General features: G+C 71.1%; 19 protein-coding genes and 1 tRNA gene. 10 read left to right on the plus strand and 10 right to left on the minus strand.

Features of this window, described 5'->3' with window-relative positions; translation table 11 throughout:
• Positions 1-5: 5 nt before the first annotated feature.
• The 4 genes from C475_RS09035 to C475_RS09050 form a co-directional block, all read right to left on the minus strand.
• Positions 6-2,615: a PAS domain S-box protein gene (locus C475_RS09035; protein WP_006883509.1), complete on the minus strand. Its 2,610-nt coding sequence runs from the start codon at positions 2,613-2,615 to the stop codon at positions 6-8.
• A 117-nt stretch (positions 2,616-2,732) separates the two neighbouring features.
• The gene (gene gcvPB / locus C475_RS09040; RefSeq protein WP_006883510.1) at positions 2,733-4,223 is read right to left on the minus strand and encodes an aminomethyl-transferring glycine dehydrogenase subunit GcvPB; all 1,491 of its coding nucleotides are present in this window, start codon (positions 4,221-4,223) and stop codon (positions 2,733-2,735) included.
• 1 nt (position 4,224) lies between these two features.
• Entirely contained in the window at positions 4,225-5,556 is a 1,332-nt protein-coding gene (gcvPA, locus tag C475_RS09045) for an aminomethyl-transferring glycine dehydrogenase subunit GcvPA (RefSeq protein ID WP_006883511.1), read from the minus strand.
• Positions 5,557-5,677: 121 nt separating this feature from the next.
• Entirely contained in the window at positions 5,678-6,952 is a 1,275-nt protein-coding gene (locus C475_RS09050; RefSeq protein ID WP_006883512.1) for an AGE family epimerase/isomerase, read from the minus strand.
• Positions 6,953-7,103: 151 nt separating this feature from the next.
• On the opposite strand from C475_RS09050, the gene C475_RS09055 reads away from it, so the two are divergent.
• Positions 7,104-8,066, plus strand: coding sequence for a C-terminal binding protein (locus C475_RS09055; protein WP_006883513.1), 963 nt, complete (start codon positions 7,104-7,106; stop codon positions 8,064-8,066).
• Between the two features lie 49 nt (positions 8,067-8,115).
• Here C475_RS09055 and C475_RS09060 read toward each other — a convergent pair whose 3' ends face one another.
• Positions 8,116-8,424, minus strand: a complete 309-nt coding sequence (locus C475_RS09060) for an Hsp20/alpha crystallin family protein (protein ID WP_006883514.1) — start codon at positions 8,422-8,424, stop codon at positions 8,116-8,118.
• Between the two features lie 145 nt (positions 8,425-8,569).
• Here C475_RS09060 and C475_RS09065 point away from each other — a divergent pair, with 145 nt between their 5' ends.
• The 5 genes from C475_RS09065 (at position 8,570) to C475_RS09080 (ending at position 12,312) form a co-directional block, all read left to right on the plus strand.
• Entirely contained in the window at positions 8,570-9,370 is an 801-nt protein-coding gene (locus C475_RS09065; protein ID WP_006883515.1) for a TetR/AcrR family transcriptional regulator, read from the plus strand.
• Positions 9,370-10,845, plus strand: a complete 1,476-nt coding sequence (locus tag C475_RS09070) for an MATE family efflux transporter (RefSeq protein ID WP_006883516.1) — start codon at positions 9,370-9,372, stop codon at positions 10,843-10,845. The genes C475_RS09065 and C475_RS09070 overlap by 1 nt, the downstream gene beginning before the upstream one ends.
• A gap of 509 nt (positions 10,846-11,354) precedes the next feature.
• Positions 11,355-11,741, plus strand: coding sequence for a hypothetical protein (locus C475_RS09075; RefSeq protein ID WP_006883517.1), 387 nt, complete (start codon positions 11,355-11,357; stop codon positions 11,739-11,741).
• A gap of 93 nt (positions 11,742-11,834) precedes the next feature.
• On the plus strand, positions 11,835-12,011 hold the full coding sequence (locus tag C475_RS24325; RefSeq protein ID WP_006883518.1) for a hypothetical protein: 177 nt from the start codon (positions 11,835-11,837) through the stop codon (positions 12,009-12,011).
• A gap of 67 nt (positions 12,012-12,078) precedes the next feature.
• A complete protein-coding gene (locus tag C475_RS09080) occupies positions 12,079-12,312 on the plus strand; it encodes a DUF2249 domain-containing protein (RefSeq protein ID WP_006883519.1) in 234 nt (77 codons plus the stop codon).
• A 23-nt stretch (positions 12,313-12,335) separates the two neighbouring features.
• Here the strand turns inward: C475_RS09080 and queC are convergent, their stop codons facing one another.
• The 5 genes from queC to C475_RS09105 form a co-directional block, all read right to left on the minus strand.
• Positions 12,336-13,043, minus strand: coding sequence for a 7-cyano-7-deazaguanine synthase QueC (gene queC, locus C475_RS09085; protein WP_006883520.1), 708 nt, complete (start codon positions 13,041-13,043; stop codon positions 12,336-12,338).
• A 33-nt stretch (positions 13,044-13,076) separates the two neighbouring features.
• Entirely contained in the window at positions 13,077-13,868 is a 792-nt protein-coding gene (locus C475_RS09090) for a 7-carboxy-7-deazaguanine synthase QueE (RefSeq protein WP_006883521.1), read from the minus strand.
• Positions 13,868-14,317 (minus strand): 6-pyruvoyl trahydropterin synthase family protein, encoded by a 450-nt coding sequence (locus C475_RS09095; RefSeq protein WP_006883522.1) that lies wholly within the window; start codon positions 14,315-14,317, stop codon positions 13,868-13,870. Before C475_RS09095 ends, C475_RS09090 begins: the two co-directional genes overlap by 1 nt.
• A gap of 166 nt (positions 14,318-14,483) precedes the next feature.
• Positions 14,484-14,557, minus strand: a tRNA-Phe gene (locus C475_RS09100).
• Between the two features lie 106 nt (positions 14,558-14,663).
• Positions 14,664-15,089, minus strand: coding sequence for a DoxX family protein (locus tag C475_RS09105; RefSeq protein ID WP_152436372.1), 426 nt, complete (start codon positions 15,087-15,089; stop codon positions 14,664-14,666).
• Positions 15,090-15,495: 406 nt separating this feature from the next.
• On the opposite strand from C475_RS09105, the gene C475_RS09110 reads away from it, so the two are divergent.
• Genes C475_RS09110 through C475_RS09125 form a run of 4 tightly spaced genes read left to right on the plus strand, consistent with a single transcriptional unit; the run spans position 15,496 to position 22,172 of the window.
• A complete protein-coding gene (locus C475_RS09110) occupies positions 15,496-18,342 on the plus strand; it encodes a transglutaminase domain-containing protein (protein WP_006883525.1) in 2,847 nt (948 codons plus the stop codon).
• Positions 18,342-19,070 carry a DUF7269 family protein gene (locus tag C475_RS22815; RefSeq protein WP_006883526.1) on the plus strand — a complete coding sequence of 243 codons (729 nt, stop codon included), beginning with the start codon at positions 18,342-18,344 and terminating at the stop codon, positions 19,068-19,070. The genes C475_RS09110 and C475_RS22815 overlap by 1 nt, the downstream gene beginning before the upstream one ends.
• A complete protein-coding gene (locus C475_RS09120) occupies positions 19,067-20,533 on the plus strand; it encodes a DUF58 domain-containing protein (RefSeq protein WP_006883527.1) in 1,467 nt (488 codons plus the stop codon). Before C475_RS22815 ends, C475_RS09120 begins: the two co-directional genes overlap by 4 nt.
• Positions 20,526-22,172 carry a DUF7519 family protein gene (locus tag C475_RS09125; RefSeq protein WP_006883528.1) on the plus strand — a complete coding sequence of 549 codons (1,647 nt, stop codon included), beginning with the start codon at positions 20,526-20,528 and terminating at the stop codon, positions 22,170-22,172. Before C475_RS09120 ends, C475_RS09125 begins: the two co-directional genes overlap by 8 nt.
• Positions 22,173-22,186 lie beyond the last annotated feature (14 nt).

A 22,186-nucleotide genomic window follows, 5' to 3' on the forward strand; every position in this document is an offset into this window, starting at 1 on the left:
CCCGCTCAGAGATGTGTATAAGAGACAGGGTCGAGCGAGCGCGCGCGGTCGCCGAGCGAGGCCACCTCGGAGGCGGTGTCGATGAGCGTCTGGGCCCACTCGTTGACCGTCTCGTCGTCGACCCGTCCCGCGATCATCTCCGCGTAGCCCAGCACCACGTTGAGGTCGTTGCGGAGGTTGTGCCGGAGGACGCGGTTGAGCACCTGCAGCCGGCGCTCGCGCTCTTTCTGGTCGGTGATGTCCGTGTAGATGCCGAAGCTGTTGATCTCCTCCTCGCCGGCGTCGTAGGGGATCCCCCGGAAGAGAAAGTCTCGATAGCCGTCGGCGGTCCGGCGGCGGACCTCGCTCTGGACGGTCTCGCCTTCGGCAGCCCGCCGGTCGAGGTCGTGGCCGCTCTCGTACTCGTCGTCGGGGTGGACGAACTCGTTGAGCGACTCGTCGGTGATCGTCGCCGCGTCGTAGCCGAACACGTCGCTGAAGGCGTCGTTGACGGCGTTCACGACGGGTTCACCGTCGACGTGGGTGGCCTCGACGACGGCGTCCGGGAGGTTGTCGAAGAGATAGGTGAACCGGTCGCGCTGGGTCTCCAGTTGCTCGCGGGTCTCGACCAGTTCCGTCCGGTCGCGGACCACGCCGACGGTGCCGGCGATCTCCTCGCCCGGCAGCGGGGACACCTCGACCTCCGCCGGGAGCGACGCGCCGTCGACCCGTTCGAAGTCCGCCTCCAGCACTCGGCTGTCGGCGCCGTCGCTCACCGCGTCGACGGCCACGTCGAGCGCGTCGGCGTCGGCGAGCACCGCGGCGACCGGCCGGCCGACCAGGTCCGCGCGGTCGACGCCGAGCCACGTCGCCAGCGGGTCGGTCACCAGCGAGAAGCGCCCCTCCTCGTCGGCGACGTACACCATGTCCTGGACGTTTTCGAGGACGGTCCGGTACCGGACGAGTTCGTCCTCGTAGGCGACGCGTTCGAGCGCGACCGCCGCGTTCGCGGCGAGGATCTCCGCCAGCTCGCGCGCGCGGTCGTCGAACGCGCCCGGCTCGGTCGCGCCGATGCTCACGGCCCCTTGCTCGCCCAGCGGAACGAACAGCGTCTCGACGGCCTCGCCGGGCATCTCCGACGGGGCGACCGCGACGTCGGCGGGCGCGTGACGGATCTCGCCCGTTTCGAAGGCCAGCCCGGGGCCGCCATCGCCGACCGCGTAGTCCGGTCGGTCGTCGACCGTGACCGCGTCGCTATCGGAGGCCGCGAGCGCGACGAGACAGTCGCGCTCGGCGTCGTAGATGCGGACGACATTCATGTCGAACCCCAGCGTGTGCGCGACCGCGTCGACGACGATCTCGCCGACGCGTTCGGCGCTGTGGGCGCCCAGCAACGCCCGCGAGGTGTCGAGTAGCTCGGCGAACTGCCCACGGGCCGCGCGGAGTTCGCGCTCCCGTTCTTTCCGGTCGGTGATGTCGCGGATGACGCCCGCGGTTCCGGCGAACTCTCCGTCCTCGTCGGTCAGCATCACCATGTGGTCCTCCGCGTCGACCGGCTCGCCCGACTTCGGGAACAGGTCCAGGTCGAAGGTCGTCTCGACGGCGTTGCCGTGGATCAGGTCACGGAGCTTGTTCTCCGCGCGCTGGACCGTCTGCTCGTCCTTGACGATCGAGGTGTGTTCGCCCAGCAGCTCCTCCCGGTCGTAGCCGGTCAACTCGGCCAGCGCGTCGTTGATAACCTCGAACTGTCCCTCGTCGTCGAGGGCGTAGACGCCGTCGTCGACCGCCTCGATGATCGACTCGTAGCGCTCGAGCTCGCGGGTCCGCTCGCGCTTGTCGGTCACGTCCCGGATCACCCCGGCGACGCCGACCACCTCGCCGTCCTCTTCGACGGCCGTCAGGTGGTCCTCGGCCGGGAACGGCTCGCCGTCGTCCGGCACGATCGTCGTCTCGACGGTCTCGGCGTCGCTCTCGCCGTTGATCACGCGACGAACCGCCGGAAACACCCGTTCGGCGGCCGCGTCGGTCGTGATCGACGAGACGTGCTCGCCGACCATCGCTCCGGCGTCACGGTCGACCATCGACGCGAGCGACTCGTTGACGACGGCGAAGTGTCCCTGCAGGTCGAGGACGTACAGCCCGTCGCTGACGTCGTCGAGCGCGTCCGCCGTCTCCTCGATGGTCGCGACCGTCGCCCCCCGGCCCCGACCGCTCGACGCGTCGCCCCCGGTCGCCTCCGTCGGCTCGCCGTCGGCCTCGGTCGCGGCGTCGGGGTCCGGCAGATGCGTCCGGACGCGGTCGACCAGCGACTCGTCGCTCGCGGCTCGCGGGACGTACTCGGTGACGCCGAGTCGGGTCGCGGCCGCCGCGAGTTCGCCGTCCGGCTCTGTGGTGGTCACCAGGACCGGCTGGTCGTATCCGAACTCGCGGACGCCGCCGAGGGCGTCGAGCGGGTCGGTGTCGCCGTCGGCACCGTCGGTGCCGTCGATCACGACGCAGGCCACGTCTGTCGTTCCGAGTATCGACAGCGCCGTCCGCGTCGACGTAGCCTCGGCCACGTCCCACCCGTCGGCTTCGAGCTCGTCCACCCAGGGCCGGTCGTGCTTCGGACCGACCGCCAGCACCGTCCCTCCCATTCGTGACCGGATCCAACGAAGCCGCCCATATATCCGCTTCCCCCCGATTATCGAAACTGAGGTGCGAGTCGCGAGCGCGCGAGGCGCCCGGAGTCGGTCGCGCGGCGCGAACGCGGGTCAGTCCTCCAGCGCGTGCCAGGACAGGCGCGGCTCGCGCGCCGCGCTCACCTGGTCGATCCGACGGGCCGCGGTCCGCTCGGGCGCGGTTTCGAGCGCCGCGTCGTCCTCGGCGGCGACCGCGTCGAACGCGGCGGCCAGATCGTCGAGCGACTCTTTGCTCTCGGCCTCGGTCGGCTCGGTCATCAGCGCCTCGTCGACGATCTCGGGCCACTTCGTCGTCGGCGGGTGGACGCCGTAGTCGAGCATCCGCTTCGCGGCGTCGGCGGCGTCCTGGTCGCCCGCGCTCGCGACGAACTCGTGGTGGAACGGCCCGTAGGGCACCTCGTAGTCGATCCGGCTGGCGAGGTAGTTGGCGTTGAGCACCGCCCGCGCGCTGGCGTCGGCCAGGCCCGCGTCGCCCAGTCGCGCGATGTAGGCGAACGCGCGCACGAGCACGAGCCAGTTGCCCGCAAAGCCGTGGACCTTGCCGATCGACTGGGTCGGTTCGTAACGCTCGTAGCCGCTCCCGTCCGCTTGCAGGCGGACGTGTGGTGTCGGCAGGAACTCGGCCAGCTCCTCGGTGACGCCGACGGGGCCGGCGCCGGGGCCGCCCCCGCCGTGGGGCGTCGCGAACGTCTTGTGGACGTTGTAGTGCATCACGTCGAACCCCATGTCGCCCGGCCGAGCGCGGCCGAGCAGGGCGTTGAGGTTCGCGCCGTCGTAGTACAGCAGTCCGCCGGCGTCGTGGACGATCTCGGCGATCTCCTCGATGTCGCGCTCGAACAGACCGAGCGTGTTGGGGTTGGTGAGCATCAGCGCCGCGGTGTCGTCGCCGACCGCGGCTTCCAGCGCATCGAGGTCGACGCGGCCGTCCTCGGCGCTGGGGAGTTCGACCACGTCGAAGCCCGCCATCGCCGCCGTCGCGAAGTTCGTCCCGTGGGCGCTGTCGGGGATGACGACCTCCGTCCGGTCGTCGCCGTTGGCATCGTGGTAGGCGGCGGCGATCCGGATGCCCGTGAACTCCCCGGCTGCGCCCGCGGGCGGCTGCAGCGTCACCGCGTCCATCCCGCCGATCCGCCCGAGGTAGTCCTGTAGCTCGGCCTGGAGTTCGAGCGTGCCCTGGACGCTCCCCGCCGAGCGGTCGGGGTGGACGGCCGCTTCGGGTAGCGCCGCCACCCGCTCGGTGAACTTCGGGTTGTACTTCATCGTACACGACCCCAGCGGGAACGGCCCGCTGTCGACCCCGTAGTTCATCTGCGACAGTCGCGTGTAGTGGCGGGCGAGTTCGGGTTCGGCCAGGTCGGGCAACTCCAGCGAGTCGCGCGTCAGGTCGTCGGGCAGCGGCGAGTCGTCGCCGATCTCGACCGCCGTGGCGTCCTTCTCGGCCAGCAGCGGCTCGTACTCGCCGTCGTCGGTCCAGCGCGCCTGGTCGTACAGCGTCCCCGCCTCGGGAGCGTGGTCCTCGGCGTCGTCGCCGGCGTTCGGCTCGGGCGCCCCGTTCTCGCTCATCTCAGGCCACCTCCGCCATCGCGTCGACGAACCGGTCGATTGCGGGCTCGTTCGCGTCGGTCACGCAGACCTGGATCCGGTGTTCGCCGACGACGTGGACGGCGAACCCCTCGGATTCGAGGTCGGCGGCGACGGCAGCGGCGGGCTGGTCGGTGTGGGCCTGGAACTCGCGGAAGTGATGCCGGTCGTTCACCGGCGCCCGGAGCCCCGACACCTCGTCCAGTCGGACCGCGAGGTCGCGGGCGAGCGTCACGCAGTCCTTCGCGAGGTCGACCAGGCCGTCCGGGCCGAGCGTCGCGACGTGGATCGCGGTCCGAAGCGCCATCAGCGCCTGGTTCGTGCAGATGTTGCTCGTCGCCCGCTCCTTCCTGATGTGCTGTTCGCGGGTCTGAAGCGTCAGCGTGAACGCCCGTCGGTCGGTGGCGTCTTCGCCGACCCCGACGAGTCGGCCGGGCACCTGTCGGAGGAAGTCCTCGCGGGTGGCGAACAGGCCGGTACCCATGCCGTAGGCGGTCCCGGCGCCGAGCGCGCTCGCCTCGCCGACGACCACGTCGGCGCCGATGTCGGCGGGTCGTTCCAGGAGCGCGAGCGCGACCGGGTCCGACCCGAGGACGAACAGCGCGTCGTGGTCGTCCGTCAGGTCGCCCACCGCACCAAGTTCGGGCTCGATGGCGCCGCAAACCGTCGGGTTCTCGGCGTACACCATCGCGGACGCGTCGTCGAGCGCGTCGGCCAGCCCGTCGACGTCAGCGGTCCCCTCGTCGGTCGGGTACGTCTCGACGGTCAGGTCGGGACCGTCGGCGTACGCGGCGAGCACCTCGCGTTTGCCTTCGCGGAGCTGGTCGGGGACCAGGATCCGGTCGCCGGAGACCGACCGGACGCGCTGGGAGAGCGTCGCGGCCTCGCCGAGCGCCGTCGCGGCGTCGTACATCGAGCAGTTCGCCACACCGAGACCAGTCAACTCGGCGAGCATCGACTGGTACTCGAACAGCGCCTGGAGGAAGCCCTGGGCGACCTCGGGCTGGTACTGCGTGTAGGAGGTGAGAAACTCCTGGCGGCTCGCCAGGTCGTCGACCAGCGCCGGGACGTAGTGGTCGTAGTGGCCCCGGCCCATGAACTCCGTCAGTTCGTCGTTGCGTCCGAGCGTCCGCTCGACCAGCCGACGGGCGTCGCGCTCGCTGCGCGGTTCGATGCCGAACTCGCCGTCGAAGCGGACCGACTCGGGGATGTCGAACAGGTCTTCGACGCCGTCGACGCCGACCGCGTCGAGCATCGCCGCGGTGTCGTCGGCGTCGCCCGGTGCGTACGGGCTCCCGCGTCTCTGTCGTGTCATGAGTGTCCCTCGCGTGTCATAGTAGACTCCCGTCGGGGGGATAGCGACCCTATCGGGTGCTCGCACATGAGCCTCCCGCTTCGGCACACCGCGAGGACGACCGTCGCCGGGCGCGAACGCCTTACGCGTCCTGCAACCGCTCCAGCGCCTCGATGCACTCGATCAGGGCGCGGCCGTTGTGGTAGGCGCCCTTGTACATCGCGCCCTTGCGGCCCACCGGTTCGAGGTCCTCGGTGACGCCGGAGTGCCACTCGCCGACCTCGCGGTCGACGTGGTACTCGTCGATAAAGTCGTAGGTCTCGGCGAACACGTCGGCGTAGCGGTCGTCGCCGGTCAGCTCGTACATCCGCAGGGCGCTCGTCAGCGCCTCGGCCTGAACCCACCAGGCCTTGACCCGGCTCGTGGCCGGTTCCTCGAAGGGACCGTAGAAGTAGAAGCCGCCGTGGTCGTCGTCGTAGCCGTACGAAAGGGAGTAGTCCCACAGCGTCTCGTACAGATCGCGGTAGTACTCGAGCGGCGAGTCCAGCGCGTCGGCGGCGTCCATCGTCAGCCAGACGTTCTCCACGTCGTGCCCGTAGGAGACGATGCGGTAGTTCTCGTCGTCCAGCAGCGGCCGCCAGTCGGGGGCGTACTTGTCGGTACAGGCGCCGAGTCTCTTGCGAACGACGGTGTTGGTGTTGATCGTCAGCAGCTCCGAGAGCCGTTTCCCGCCTAGGTCGTGACCGGTGGCCTCGTAGAAGGTGGTAAACGCCTCCATGAGGTGGAGGTGGGTGTTCATGAGCTTCGTCGTGGGGTCGAGTTCGGCGTCGACGTCTTCCTTGGGCGACCAGTCCGGTTCGATGTTGTCGAGGTAGGTGCCCCCGTCGGTGATCGGCGTCCAGTCCGGTTCGAAGTACTCGACGTAGCCGCCGTGGTCGTCGTCGTACGCCTCCGCCTCGAACAGCTCGAAGAGGTCGACGGCGGCCTCGCGGGCGGCCTCGTCGTCGCTGGCGCGGTAGTACTCGGCGAGACCGTAGAGGACAAACGACTGGCCGTACATGTGCTTGTTCGGTTTCACCACGTCGCCGTCGCGCTCGACCTCCCAGTAGTAGCCGCCGTGATCCTCGTCGCGCATCTCCTCGGTGAGGAAGTCGAAGCCGCGCTCGGCGGCGTCGAGCAGTTCGTCGCCGTAGCCCGCCCGATAGCACCGCGCGGAGAACCACAGCATCCGGGCCTGGGTGACGATCATCTTGCGGTCGTTGCCGGCGAACTCGCCCTCGGCGTCGTAGCTGGTGAGAAAACCGCCGTGTTCGGTGTCGACGGCGCGGGGGTACCAGAAGTCGATCACCGTCTCGCGGAGGTTCTCCCGGAGTCGGGGCAGGTACGCCTCGGCGAGAGTCTCGGGGTCGGGTGTCATGGCCTCGCGTTCTCCCGGCCGGTACTTGAACGCTCTCAAGGCGGAAGCGAGCGAGTACGGGTTGATCGGCGTCGGTGACGCCGGGTATCGCCAACACCAGCGGGCGGGAAGGGGCGACCGTATTTATGTCGGCCCGGTCCCGTGTCCCGGTATGGAAGTCGTCGTGAGCGACGATCCGATGATCGACGCCGAGTTGCTACGCGATGGACTGGGACCGGACGCGACGGTTACCGTCGCCGAGACGAGCTCGGAGGACGCGGCCCGAGAAGCGGCGGCCGACGCCGAGGCGCTGGTCGCGGACGTGTCGACGCCGGTGACCGCAGACGTGCTCGAGGCGTGTCCGAACCTGCGGATCGTCGCTCGGGCGGGCGTCGGCATCGACACCATCGACGTGGGCGCCGCCGCCGAGCGTGGTGTGGTCGTGACGAACGTGCCCGAGTACTGCACCGAGGAGGTGGCGACTCACACCGTGGCGCTGTTGCTGGCCTCGCTCCGCTCGCTGGGTCGGTACGACCGCGACGTGAAAGCCGGCGGGTGGGACTGGCGGGCCGGCCGCGAGATCCATCGACTGTCGGGCCTGACGCTCGGGTTCGTCTCCTACGGGCCGATCGCTCGGCGCGTCCGCGAACAGGTCGAGGGCTTCGGCGTGGAGTCCGTCGCGTACGACCCGTACGTCGACGCCGAGGAGATGGCCGACGACGGCGTGGAGTCCGTCGACTTCGAGGAGCTGCTCGACAGGACGGAACTCCTCTCGGTGAACGCGCCGCTGACCGAGGAGACCCGTGAGATGGTCGACGCCGCCGCGTTCGAGCGGCTGGCCGACCACGCCGTCGTCGTCAACACCGGGCGCGGCGGGGTCGTCGACGAGGCCGCGCTGGCCGACGCCCTGGAGGCGGGCGAGGTCGCCGCCGCCGGGCTGGACGTGTTCGCCGAGGAACCGCCCGAGGACTCGCCGCTGTTCGACCGCGACGACGCAATCTTGACTCCCCACGCGGCGTGGTACTCCGAGGAGGCGCGCGCGGACCTCCACGAGACGGTCGCGACCAACGTCCGTGCGGCGCTGGCCGGCGAGACGCCGCCCGACCGGATCGACCCCGACCTGGACTGGGTGTGAGCGGGCGACTCCACGCCCGGTGGCGGACCGGGTCGGACGGTCCGTCCCGCTACTCCCCGACCTCGATCCGCGTCCCGGGCCGGGACCCTCCCTCGGCGACCGGAAGCCGCACCGTCAGCACGTCCTCGCCGAAGGTCGCCGAGATGGCGTCGGCGTCGATCCGCCGCGGCACCGAGACGTGGCGGTTGAACACGCGGGTCTCGCCCGCCCCGGTCCGGTGTTCGGCGGTGACGTGGAGCCGCCCGTCGTGCCAGCGGAGGTCGACGTCGTCGCGGTCGTACCCCGGCAGGTCGACGTACACCTGATATGCTCCCTCGTCTTTGAACAGTTCGACCTCGTGGTCCGGGTGGTGTGTCACGGTTTGCCTCCGTCTGAAACGTCGAGCCCGAGCTATTTCAATCGCCGCGCGGATTCCCGGTCGGCGGGAGCGCCCGTGCGAAACATTGACTAACCGGTCAGTCAGTTCGCAACGCTTTTGACTGACCGGTCAGTTAAGATCGGTAATGACCGGAGCGACGGACAGCGCCGCGGCCGACGGCTCCACCCCGGAAGCCATCATGGGGGCCACCTACCGCGCGCTGTGCGAACACGGCTACGCGGACCTGACAATGCAGGACATCGCCGACCAATCGGACAAGAGCAAGGCCTCGTTGCACTACCACTACGACACCAAGGAGGAGCTGCTACTGGCCTTTCTCGACCACCTCTACGACGCCTTCACCGACGACGTCGGGACGACCGACGGCGACGACGCCGTCGAGCGGCTCGTGCGGTTCGTCGACGAGGTGCTCTGTCCCGCCGAGCGAACGGACGAGGCCGACGGCGAGTCGGACGGCGGCGAGACGGGGAGCGACGGGCCGGACGACGACGGAACGGGCGAGTACGAGGAGTTCCAGACCGCGCTGCTGGAGATCAAGGCCCAGGGGCCGTACGTCGAGGCCTATCGCGAGCAGCTGGAGCGGGTCGACGCGTTCGTCCGCGGTCGCGTTCGGGACATCGTCGCCGCCGGGATCGACGAGGGGACCATCCGGTCGGACGTGGACCCCGACGACACCGCCGCCTTCGTCGCGACGCTCGTCGACGGCGTGAACACGCGCCGGGTCGCCCTCGGCGAGACCGACGGCAGCGTCCGCGACACCTTCCTCGCGTACGTCCGTGCGAACCTCCTCGCCCCCGACGCCGACGTGGCGGCCGATCTCGAACCAGACAGTGAAACGAATGGCGGCGAGGCGAGCGACGCCGCCGATGCGAGCGGTGGCGCCGAGAGCGACGACGGCCTGGCGACCGCGGGAGGCGACGACTGATGGCGGACTCCGGACTCGACCGCCTCGTCGCCGGCGTCCGCAGGCGGGTGAACATGGTGTTCAAGGACCGCGAGGAGTTCGACCTCACCTCCGGTGACATCCCGCGCCCGCTGTTCTACCTCTCGCTGCCCATCGTCATCACCAACCTGCTGCAAACGGCGTACAACCTCGTCGACACCATCTGGCTCGGCCAGTACAGCGAGACGGCGCTGGCTGCCATCGGGATGGCGTTCCCGCTCGTCTTCTTCCTCATTTCGCTGGGGCTGGGTATATCCATCGCCGGGAGCATCCTCGTCGCACAGAATATCGGCGCCGGCGACGAGGACCAGGCGGAGTTCGCGGCCTCTCAGACCGTCACCTTCGCCATCATCGCGTCGCTGCTCCTGGGGGCCTTTGGCTACCTCAACGTCGGCACGCTGTTGGACCTGATCGGCGGCCCCGAGAACGTCGTCGCGGGCGCGACGGGCTACCTGCAAATCATCTCGCTGGGGATGATCTTCATGTTCGCCTTCTTCGTGTTCATGTCGCTGATGCGCGGCTACGGCGACACGATCACGCCGATGCTGGTCATGTTCGTCACCGTCGTCGTCAACATGGTCCTCGACCCCTTCCTCATCTTCGGGTGGTGGGTCTTCCCCGAGCTCGGCATCAACGGCGCCGCCTACGCCACTATCTTCTCCCGAGCGCTCGCGACCGTCATCGGCATGGCCATCATGTTCCGGGGCAACCGCGGCGTCCAGATCCACCTCTCGGACATGTGGCCCGACCTGGGTTACCTCCGGAAGATCGTCCGGGTCGGCGTCCCCGCTTCCATCGAGAACACCGGTAACTCCATCGCCGTCGTCATCATGCTCACCATCGTCACGCCGTTCGGCGAGACGGTCATCGCCGCCTACACCGTCGGCGTCCGCATGTTCTCGGTCATCTTCCTCCCCGCCATCGCCGTCGGCCGCGGCGTCGAGACGATGGTCGGCCAGAACATCGGCGCCCGCGAACAGGACCGGGCCGGCCGCGCCACCAACTTCGCCGCCAAGGCCATGTTCGGCGTCCTCGCCGCCGTCGGCGTCCTCACGTGGCTCGGCGCCCCGAACATCGTCGCGATCTTCTCGGACGACCCCGAGGTCGTCGAGATCGGCCGCCTGTTCCTCCGGTACGTCGCCCCGACCTTCGGCTTCACCGGGATCTTCCACTCCTACAAGGGCGGGTTCCGCGGCGCCGGCAAGACGCTGACCGCCGCCGCCATCTCCATCACGATGCTCGGCCTCGTCCGGCTCCCCGTCGCCTACTTCGCCTCCGGCGAGATGGGGTACGAGGGGATCTGGCTCGCGTTCGCTGTCTCCAACGTCGCCGGCGCCGCTATCGCCTACGCCTGGTACCGCCTGGGCACCTGGCGCGACGCTTCCCTCACCGACTCTCCTGGCATGGCCCCGGCCCCCGACGCCGACCCCGACGCCGAACCCGCGACCGACGACTGAGCGACTGGATCGTCCGCAGAATTCCCTCTAACGCCGAACTGCATTGTTTCTCCCGACGAATATTCAGTACAATCGAGGTAGTGAGCGGTTGCAGTGCGGTTGTAGTGCGGTGGCGCGCGCTGTCGCGACCTCGTGTCGCGACAGCATCGTGCGAGGGATGAGAAGCGCAGGAGCCTGCGACGAGCATCGCAATCGGTTGGGGAGGGATGTGGCCGTCTGCGGTGCCGTGTTGTCCCTGGTGGACTGAAAGGGCGAGGCGCGCTCGCGTTTATATAGTCGTCTGAGCGACTACTATCCGCGCGGGCCGTGCGGAGAGCGTGGATATGTCGCTCAGCGACCGCGAGCGGGCCGAGGGCTTTCGGCGCCTGCTGTCCCCGATGATTGCAGTTCTTCCTAGCGAGCGGGCCGAGGGCTTTCAACGCTCACCGTCGAGTGGGGCACCGACTTCAGCTAGCGAGCGCGCGAGAGCTTAAAAGGCATGGCGCCGTATCACCGTGCGAGGCGACCACATGCCGGCGCGTGACCCTTCGTTCGCCATCCCCGGACGGCCCGAACGCACCTATCCCCGCGGCGGCGGCGTCGAGTACGAGGGCGAGACGGTCTTCGTCCTCTCCCCGGCGGCCGACCGGTCGGACGGCGACCTCGAAGCGCTCGTCACCGACGTGCTCGACGCCGACAGCTACCGCTCGGGCGACTTCATGGAGCTACCGATGCCGCTGTATCTCGTCCGCGACGAGGAGACGGCCGACGTGTTCCGCGTCACCGTTCGCAACCGCGCCGTCCAGTTGCACGTCCTCCCGGAGACGGAGTCCGAGGGGCTGCGTCGGTTCTACGAGCGACTCCGCGAGGCCTCCGACTGCGAGTGGTCGGTGGCCTGTCGGACGGATTTCGGGTGACGGCCGCGGTCCCGCCAAGTGCCTCGCCCCGCCTCTCCCCGGACCGAACCCGTTCGGACGAAGGCTCACGTCGCGGCCCGACCGAGGACCACCATGCCATCGCTCTCGCCCCTGGCGCGTCCGGGGCTCCTCCTCGCGGCGTCCTGTGGCGCCGTCGGTGCCGCCGTCCAGAGTCCCGAGCGGGCCGTCCTGTGGGCGCTCGTCGGTTACTTCCTCGGGAAGTCGATCCAGAGCACGGTCTGGGCGGTCACGGCGGGGCCCTCCGCGTGACTCACGCTCCGCCGGGCGAACATCTTCCGGGAAACCGACTCGCGGGAGGGACGCGTCCGTCCCGACGATGGCAGGACAGCAACTGGACCTCCGCGAGATCCCACCGTCGCAGCGACACCCGAAGATCTTCGACGCGTTCGAGGACATCGAGAGCGGCGAGGCGCTGACGCTGGTCAACGACCACGAACCGGCGCCGTTGTATCACCAGATGGCCGCCGAAGTCGAGTCGTTCGACGCCGAGGGATACACGGTCGACCGCGTCGGCCCCGACGAGTTCATCGCGACGCTCCCGAAGCGGTAGTCGGACGGTCACGCCCCTCGCGGTCAGTAGTCCGGCCGCTCGGCGTAGTCGATGGGGTCTTCGACGCCGGCGCGCTGGAACGCCTGCAGCCGGAACGCGCAGGCGTCGCAGGTCCCGCAGGCGGGCGCTTCCTCGCGGTAGCAGCTCCAGGTGATATCGTAGGGCACGCCGAGTTCGAGCCCGCGTTCGGCGATGTCGGTCTTCGACCACTCGACGAACGGGGCGACGAGCTCGATCTCGGTCTCCGGTTTCGTCCCCACGTCGATCACCCGCTGGAAGGCGTCGAAAAAGTCGGGCCGGCAGTCGGGATACCCCGAGAAGTCCTCGCTGTGGGCGCCGATGAACACCGCCGAACAGTCGGTGGCCTCCGCATACGAGGTCGCCATCGACAGCAGGTTCGCGTTCCGGAACGGAACGTAGGAGGTCGGGACTTCCTCGCTGTCGAGGTCGGCGTCGGCCACGTCCATCTCGGCGTCGGTCAGGCTTGACGCCCCGATCGCCGCGAGGTGGCGCGTCTCGACGTGGCAAAAGTCGGCGGCGTCGACTTCCTCGGCGAGCGCCTCGGCGCATTCGCGTTCTTTCGTCTCCGTCTCCTGGCCGTAGGAGGTGTGGAAGAAGTACGGCTCGTAGCCCCGGTCCATCGCCTCGTAGACCGCGGTCGCGCTGTCCATCCCGCCCGATACCAGGATCACGGCTCGGTCGTCGTCGGTCGTTTGGTCGTCGTCGGTCATGTCTGAGTAGTCGTGATGTCGTAGTCGTTCGCTTCAGGTTCCCGGCGCGTCGTTCCACAGGTCGACGTGCAGCCGCGGCGTGTACCGGTAGCCGTACTCCGCCGCGAGTTCGGCCACTGCCTCGCGGGTCTCGTCCAACCGCTCGCGGGTCTGTCCCTCGGGCATCAGGAGTACGTCCGAGTCCGCGACGGTCGCGGTCGCCGCCTCGCGCACGCGCTCGACCAATGCCTCGATCTCGTCTACGTCCTCGCGGCCGGTGACGACGAACTTCAGTTGCGTCTCGTAGGCGTCGACGAGCGCCGCGAGCGCCTCGAGGTCGATTCGTCGGTCCTCGTGGCGGTCGGCCCACTCGCCGTCGCCCTTCGGGTCGCGGTCGGCGGTCGGCGTGCTGCTCGCCAGCTTCGGGCTGACGCTCGCCAGGTCGATCGGCGCGTCGCGGTAGACGGTCCCGTTCGTCTCCACGGTAGTGTGAAACCCCGCCGCGTCGAGGCGGTCGAGCAGCGCGACCACCTCGTCGTGGATCATCGGCTCGCCGCCGGTCACGACGACGTGGTCGGCCCGACCGTGGTCGGTCCGGGCGCGCTCGGCGACCGCGTCGACGATCTCGTCGATCCCCATCCAGGCGTGGGTCGGCTCCCACGACGTGTGATAGGAGTCACAGAACCAGCACCGCAGGTTACAGCCGCTCGTCCGGACGAAGACGGTGGGAACGCCAGCGAGCTTCCCTTCCCCCTGCAGCGAGTGGAACAGCTCGTTGACCGGCAGCGCATCCTCGGCGTCGGCGGGCCGGTCGGCTCCCGCTTCGATCGCGTCGTTCACCGGCATCAGTACGTGGCGCGGAGTTCGCTCGTCTCGCTCACCGCGACGGCCACGTCGGAGACCGTTTCGGGGAACGCTTCGCGCAGCTCCCGTTCGAGGACGACCGCCATCACCTCGGCCGTCGGCGGCCGTTCGAGCACGACCACGGCGTCGCCGTCGCCGCTCGCCTCGAAGGCCTCGACCAGCGGGTCACCCCGTTCGAGCAGGAACATGTGGTCCCACTCGGAGATGACTGCGGTAATATCGCCTTTGTCGACGACCCATCCCTCCTCGCGGATCTGCCCCGTCACCTCGACGCGGACCTCGTAGTTGTGCCCGTGCGGTCGCGAACACTTCCCATCGTGGTGCTGTAGCCTGTGCCCCGCGCTGATCCGGATCGGTCGGTCGCCGCCGACGACGAGCGTCCGCTCCTCGCCCCCGGTCGCGTCCAGTCTCCTTTGTCCCCGCCGAGTCATATCACGGTATTATCGAAGGAGTACTAAAATGTGCTTGTCGAGCCGATTCTAGTCCGGCAGTGACGACGAGTTCCGGGGCAACGACGGTTGTCACCGAAGGCCACGACGCTCTGTCTTGTGAACTGGAGGAAGACGGTCGCTTCGCTCGGCGAGCGGGTTCAGAGGATGCCGCCTCCCGGATTTGAACCGGGGACAGCTCGATCTTCAGTCGAGTGCTCTCCCAGTCTGAGCTAAGGCGGCGCGCCGTCGGGCGTATCTCCGAGTGCGGGGAGGGGAGAAAAAAGGATTTCGAAAGTCGGACCGACCGTTCGGATCGTTGACCTCTACCGTGTCTCCGGTGGCCGCCCTACTCCCGACCCGACGACTCGTCCGTGTACCACCACGCCCACGCGACGAGGACGGCCTGGAGCGGCAACCGCGCCCACAGCGCCGCGTCGCGCGGGTCACGTAGCTGTGCAGGCACGTCCCCCAGGTCGAAATCGTCACCGGTGGCCATGTAGACGTTCGCGGGGAACACCGCCACGAGCAGCGCGATGAGACCCCACGCCGAGCGGCGGCGCGTCCGTTCGAACAGCACACCGATGCCGAGGCCGGCCTCCGCGATTCCGGAGAGGTAGACGAGTGTCCGCGGCCGCGGGAACTGCGGCGGCACGATCCGTTCGTACGTCTCCGGTGCGACGAAGTGGAGCACTCCCGCGAGGACGTACGAGAGCCCCATGACGTACCGAAGCGGCCGCTTCGATCTGGCGAGGAGAGTGGTGCGCACGGTCACACGGTTCGGGAGTGACGGACGAAAGACTTCCTCTCGGCGACCGGATTTGGAGCGATGTCGGCTCCTGGGACACGAACTCCCGAACGACTCGCTGGCGCGCCGTGATCAGGGCAGAAACAGGTCGGCGGAGTCGAACTCGGCGCCGCAGTCGTCGCAGACGTACGTGGTGCCGTCGGTGGTGCTGACGTGCCCGCTGCACTTCGGGCAGGTGGAGCCGTCGATCATGGCCACCTCTCTCTCGGCGGGACACATAGCCCTTGTGCGTCCCGGGACTCGGGCGAAACCGGCGCGAGCGGCCGAAGCGAACCGGTGACCACGAAGTATTTGTTTCTGGCAGTCCACCTTTCGGTGAATGCATCGCCCGGAGTGGACCGCTTTTACTCGCCCTCCCCGCCGCGACTGACCGATGAGCGACGCCGACGAGCGCTTCGACTTCGACGAGGCGGCGCCGACTCGCGAGTACGGGGTCGCGGCGCTCGCGGTCGCCTGCGTCGTCGCGGCGATCCTGGCGACGGCGCTGATCCCCGCTGCTGCGTCGGTCGGGCTCGGTGACGCGCCCGCGGAGTCGTTGATCCCGCTACCCGCCGGCGCGGAGAACCGGTCGGGCGACGGCGCGGGCCCGCCGGGGGCCGGCGCCAGCGGGTTCGGCGCGCTGAACGTCGGAAACAGTACGACCGTTGGCGAGCCGATCGGGGAGAGCGGGGGGAGTCCGTTCCGCTCGCAGGACACGGAGGTCCACTTCAGGGTGCGGAGTCAGGAGTCGAACTACTGGCGCACGGGGGCCTACGACACGTACACGGGGAGCGGGTGGTCGCGCTCGGAGCCGAGCGACGCGACGGCGCCGGTCCAGGGAGAGGAGACGCGCTACCGCGTCGACCTCGTCCAGTCGGCGAGCGCGGCGCCGACGGTGTGGCGGCCGACGGGCCTCGAACGGGGCGAGGGCGTCTCGCTGACCGACGGCGGGCTGGCGCGGGCGGACGACCGGCTGGCGGCGGGCGCCAGCTACGTCGGCGTGAGCCGGAAACCGCCGCGGGACCCGGCGGTCCTCCGGCCGAGCGGTCGGGACTACCCCGACGAGGTCGAGGAGCGCTACACGCGGCTCCCGCCGAGTACGGCGGTGTCGCTGCGGCCGTTCACGAACAACGTCACGGAGGGGGCCGAGAACCCCTACGAGACGGCGACGCGGATCGAGGAGTGGCTGGAGACCAACAAGGAGTACTCGCTGAACGCCTCGCGGCCGTCGGGTGACAACGTCGCGCGCGAGTTCGTCACGCGGATGGACGCGGGCTACTGCGAGCACTTCGCGACGGGGATGGTGACGATGCTGCGCAGTCAGGACATCCCGGCCCGCTACGTCGTCGGCTACTCGACGGGCCGGCAGGTCGGCGCGAACACCTTCCAGGTGCGGGCGATGAACGCCCACGCGTGGGTCGAAGTGTACTTCGCCGACGTGGGGTGGGTCCGTTTCGACCCGACGCCGGGCGCCGAGCGCCTGCGCGCCGAGCAGTCGGCGTACGAGGAGAGCGGTGCCCCGGGACAGTACGCCCCGCAGGAGGAGGGCAGCCCCGGCGAGACGTTCTCGGCGGAGTCCGGTGAGAACGCCACGGTTCCGGGAACGGGAACGGCCACCGACCCGGGGACCCAGCCGGGACCGGTTGCGACGCCGGCGCCGTCGACGCCGGTGACGCCAAGCGGTCCGGTCGAGACGCCGGCGGGCGAACCGGACGAGCCGACCAGCGGGTACGACGTGTCGCTCAACCGGACGGCCGCGCCCGGGGCGACCGTCGAGGTGACGGTCGAGGCGGGCGCCCAGCCGGTGGCGGGGGCGACGGTCGCGCTCGACGGCGAGCCGATCGGCCAGACCGGTCGAGACGGGACCGTCACGGGGCGCGTCCCGTTCGTGGAGAACCTGACGGTGACGGTGTCGGGCGGGACGACGACGGGGTCGGGCGTGGCGGCCGGCGGGTCGCTGGATCGGGACGCGCCCCAGTCGCTCCCCGCTGGCTCCGGCGGGTGGCTGGCCGACCGCCGACGGACCGAGGCGTCGAACCGGGAGTCGAGTGACGCGCTCGACCGGCAAGCGGCCAACACCTCGCGGTCGTTCGACGTGGCGACGAACGCGACGCTGTCGGTCTCCGGAGACGTGCGGACCGGGGCGACGGTACTCGTCACGGCGACGGTCGACGGCGTGGCGGTCCCGAACGCGACCGTGACCGTCGACGGCGAGTCGGTCGCGCGGACGAGCGCGGCCGGCCGGGCGAACGTGGCGCTCCCCGACTCGCCCGGAAACGTCACGCTGCGGGTCGTCCGCGACCCCGTCATCGGGGAGCGGACGCTCGAACTCGACGGGTTGACCGTCGGGGCCGACCCGCTCTGGCCGCTCCCGCTCGCGGGCACGCCCGTCGAGGTCACTGCGCGACTCGGTAACGAGTCGGTCGCCGGGGCGCCGGTCCGCGTCGACGGCGAACTCGTGGGGACGACCGGCGTCGACGGGACGCTGACCGCGACGCTCCCGTTCGCGTCGTCGGCGTCGGTCGCCGTCGCCGCGAGCGGGCAGACCGCGCGGACGACGGTCGCCAACCCGCTGGTCAACGCGGCGGCGGTCGCGCTCGCGACGGTAGCGCTGGTCGCGCTCGCGGCCGCCGGGGTCGCACGTCGGTCGTTCGATCCGCGAGCGGTCACGCGGCGGATCGCGGCGGGGGTTCGGGCGCTCGCCCGCTGGACCGTGCGCGGATTCGTCGGCGGCGCGGTCGCCGCGGCGGCGCGCCTCCGGGCGACGCTCGCGCACCTCCGCGGGCTGGTCGCGGGCGAGCGCTCCCCGGCCGAACTGCTGGCGGCGCTGGGCGCGTGGCTCGACGACTGGTCGCGGCGGCTCCGCCCCAGCGCGTCCGCGGGGTCCGGATCGACTCGCGGCTCGACCGCCGGAGGTACCGGGCACGACGCCGACGACGCCCACCTGACGATCCGGGAGGCGTGGGGCCGGTTCCTGGGGCACGTTTCGGTCCGGCGGCCGTGGACGAAGACGCCGGGGCAGCTGGCCGACCACGCGGTGACGGCCGACAGCCTCCCGGCCGAGGCGGTCGCGACCCTGCGCGACGAGTTCCGGGCCGTCGAGTACGGTCCCCGCTCGCCCGACGAGTCCGTCCCGGCCGTGGAGGGTGCCATCGAGCGCATCGAGTCGACGCTCGACGCCACCGAGGACGACCGTGACGACGCCGACGATGCCGGCGACGAGGGACCGGGTGAGAACTGATGGTGGGGACGCTCCGGGCGGCGCTGGGCGGGCTCGGCGTTCTCGCGACGCTGCTGGGCGCGCTGGCGGTCGCGGCGCCCGCGGCGGTCGCCGAGACCGCGCCGCTGTCGACGCTGGTGAGCGCGGCCGCGACTGTCGGGCCGCGGGACCTGTTCGTCGCCGGCAGCGCCGCGCTCGGCCTCTCGCTGCTCCGGGCGGCCGTCACCTCCCGGGGGTCGCGGTTGGTCTCGGACTCGGCGGCGGCGAGCCGGCGGTTCGCGGCCGTCGTCGCCGCCGAGCCCGAGACCGCGACCGCACCGGACGGGACGCTCGCCGCGGGCGAGTTCGACGAGGCGGTCGAGCGGGCCGTCGAAGGTGACGAACGGGCGCTCACCGGACTCAGAGAGCGGCTCCGGCGGCTGGCCGTCGCGCGACTCGGCCGTGCGGGGTGGGACCCCGAGGCTGCGGACCGCGCCGTCGCCGCAGGGACGTGGACCGACGATCACACCGCCGCGGTGTTCCTCTCGGAGGAAAGCGGTCCCGTCGCGACGCTCGGGGCGCGACTCCGGCTCTGGCTCGACCCCGAGAGCGAGCGTGAACGTCGCGTCCGGCGGACGGTCGCTGCGCTGGACGAGGTCGCCGAGCCGACGGCTGACGAGGAGTCCGTCAGGGGTGCGAGCGCGTCGGGCGAGTCGGTCGCGGAGGCTTCGGGGACCGTCGACGAGGAACCCGGAGGTGCGGCGTCGTGAGCCGCGAGCGGGTCTACCGCTGGCGGGTCGGCGCGGTCGCGGCGGGGGCGCTCGTCGCGCTCGGGCTGCTGTACGCGTCGCCGCTGCTGCTGGCCGCGACGGCGATCCCGCTGGGATACGTCGTCTACGGCGCGGTCTCGTCGGTCCCGACGGACGCTGCGGTCGCGGTCGAGCGGTCGTTCGACGAGGCGACGCCGCCGCCGGGCGAGACGGTGACCGTCCGGCTCACCGTCGAGAACGTCTCCGAGGCGACGCTGCCGGACCTCCGGGTCGTCGACGGCGTGCCCGACGACCTGGCGGTCGTCGACGGGTCGGCCCGGGGTTCGTTCGTCCTCCGCCCGGGCGAGTCGGCGACGGTCGCCTACGACGTGGTGGCAAAGCGCGGCGACTTCCCGTTCGCCGACCCGGTCGTGCGCCTGCGGTCGCTCGGCGCCAGCCGCCTCGTCACCGAGACAGTGCCGGCGGCGGGCGAGGGGGAACTGTCCTCGCTCGACCCGGTATCGGCGGCGCCGGTCGGGTCGACGACGCCGGTCAGCGCGGGGACGCACCCGACCGACAGCGGCGGTGAGGGCCTGGAGTTTCACTCGACGCGGGAGTACCGCCCGGGCGACTCGATCAGCCGTATCGACTGGCGGCGGTTCGCCAAGAGCAAGGAGCTGTCGACGGTCTCCTACCGCGAGGAGCGGGCGGTCCGGGTCGTCGTCGCCGTCGACGCGCGGCCGGTCGGGCGCGTCCGTCCCCGGGCCGGCGCGCCCACCGCCGCCTCGCTGGGCGGCTACGCGGCCGAGCGGATCTACGAGACCCTCGTCAACGGGGACGTGACGACCAGCGTCGCCGCGTTCGGCGTCGACGGGGGCGCCTCGTCCGTTCCGACCGGGGCGGGACCGATCCCCTGGGTCGACGGCGAGCGCGCCGACGCGACCGCGGTCGCGCGGACGCTGTTCGACGCCGTCCAGCGCGTCGCCGACGACCCCGGCGCGAGCGCCGCGGAATCGACCGCCGCCTCGACCGACGGCGAGCCCGCTGGTCCGACGCTCGCCGACCGGACGCCGACCGCCGGCGAGGCCGGGGCGACTCCGGACCGCGGGACCGCCGGCGACCGAGCGGGGCCGGCGAATCGGCCCGACCAGGCGACGCCGGACGGCGGGGCGGACGCCGTCGAGATGCTGCTCTCGCAGTTCCCGGCGACCGCGCAGGTCGTCCTCGTGACGCCGCTCGCCGACGACTGGCCGGTCTCGCTCGTCCGACGGCTCCGCCGGCGCGGCTATCCGGTGGTGGTCCTCAGCCCGGACGCGACCGGCGGGGGGTCGCTGGGCGGCCGCGTCGCGGGCCACGAGCGCGGCGTTCGGCTGGCGGACGTGTCGGCGACCGGCGCGGCCGCCGTCGACTGGGACCGCGGCGACCCCGTCGAGAGGTCGCTGGCGGCCGCGCTGTCGCGGTTGCCGGGAGGCTCTCGTGGCTGACGAGCGCGTTCCCGAAGCGGTCGAACGGAACGGGGCGTCCCGTCGGGGCGGCGGGCCGACGAGGGCCAGCGCCGCGGTCGTCTTCGTCGCGTCGCTGGCGGCCGCCGTCGGGTTGATCGCGGGCGCCGGACCGACGCTCTCCCTCGTCGTCGCGGTGGCCCACGCCGCGGTCTTCGCGGCGAGTCTGTGGCTGGTCGACCGCGACCGGTGGCGCGGCGCGGCGGCGGCGGCCGCGGGCGTGCTCGCACTCGGTGTCGGGGCGAGCTTCGCCGTCGCCGTCGGCTACACCTTCCTCGACCTGCTCGCCGCCGCCTACCCGGTCCCGGAAGTCTCGCAGATCCGCGCCCGGGGGCTCCGGATCGTCAGCGCCACCGCGGTCGTCCTCGGCGGGACGCTCGCGCTGGTCGGCGGGTTCGCGACGGTCTCGGGACGGCTCCGCTCGGAGACCGTCTGGTCGTACGCGAAGCTCGCCGTCGAGACGTTCGTCGTGCCGCTGACGGTCGCCGCGCTCATGCTCCTGACCGCGCTGCTCGCCCGCCTCGGCGGCGCGAGCGAGGCGCCCGTGTTCGCCCCGCTCGCCGAGGGTGCCGGCGGGGCCGTCGGTGCCGTCGTCGCACCGGTACCCGGCCGGACGCACCTGCTCACGTTCGCGCTCCTCGTGGGGGCGGCGTCGCTGGCGGTCGCCCGCGGGGTCGACGCTCTCCCCGTCGCCGAGCTGTCGACGCCGCGGACCGACGACCGCGTCGAGGCGACCGCCGACGCGGTCGGTCGCGGCGCTCGCCGGGCCCTCCTCGTCACTACGTTCGCGCTTCCGGTGACGCTGATCGAGGTCGTCCTCGCACCGTCCGATCTGCGCTCGCTCGTCCCGCCGGGCGTCTACGGCCTCCTCGCGGCGGTGACCGCGAGCCACGGGCTCCGCGCGCTCCTCCTCGCGACCGCGCTGGTCGCTGGCGGGACCGCCGCGGCGGTCTGGCTGCTCGGACGCCTGGCCCGGGCGGACGCGGCGGACGCCGTCGTCGCGCTCACGCCGTTCCTCGGCGGCGGCGCGGTCGTCGCGCTCGCCGTCGCGCTCCACGGGGTCGTCCTCCCGCCGACGCTGTCGTTCGTCGCCGACGCGCTCCCCGGCCAGTTCGAGACGGCCTTCGCCCGGCAGTCCGGCGCGGTCGTCGAGTTCTACGGCTCGCTCCCGGTCGTCACGACGCTCGCGGCGGTCCTCGTCGGCATGACGGCCGTCCTCTCGCTCGCGCTCGCGCTGGTCACGAGTACCGGCGCGCTCCCCGAGTCGGCGCCGGGCCCGGCGCTCGCGGCCGCCGGGGTCTTCGTCGCCGCCGCGTTCGCGACCGGTGCGGGCGTCGGCGCGCCGCTCGTCCTCGGCGGTATCGTCGCCAGCTTCGTCGTCTGGGACGCCGGCGAGTACGGCGCCACGCTCGCTCGCGAGGTCGGCCCCACCGCCGACACGTTCGCCCCCGAGTCGGTTCACGTCGGCGCCACGCTCGCCGTCGGCGTCGGCGGCGCCGTCTCCGCTGCAGCCGTCCATCGCATCGCCGCGAACGCTACGATCGCCGACGCGACGACCGTCCCGTTCGCCCTCGCCGTCGTCGTCGCGGGCCTGCTGCTGCTCGTCGCCGCGCTACGATAGCGAAAACGCTCGAA

Source organism: Halosimplex carlsbadense 2-9-1 (genome assembly GCF_000337455.1).
Taxonomy (GTDB): Archaea; Halobacteriota; Halobacteria; order Halobacteriales; family Haloarculaceae; genus Halosimplex; species Halosimplex carlsbadense.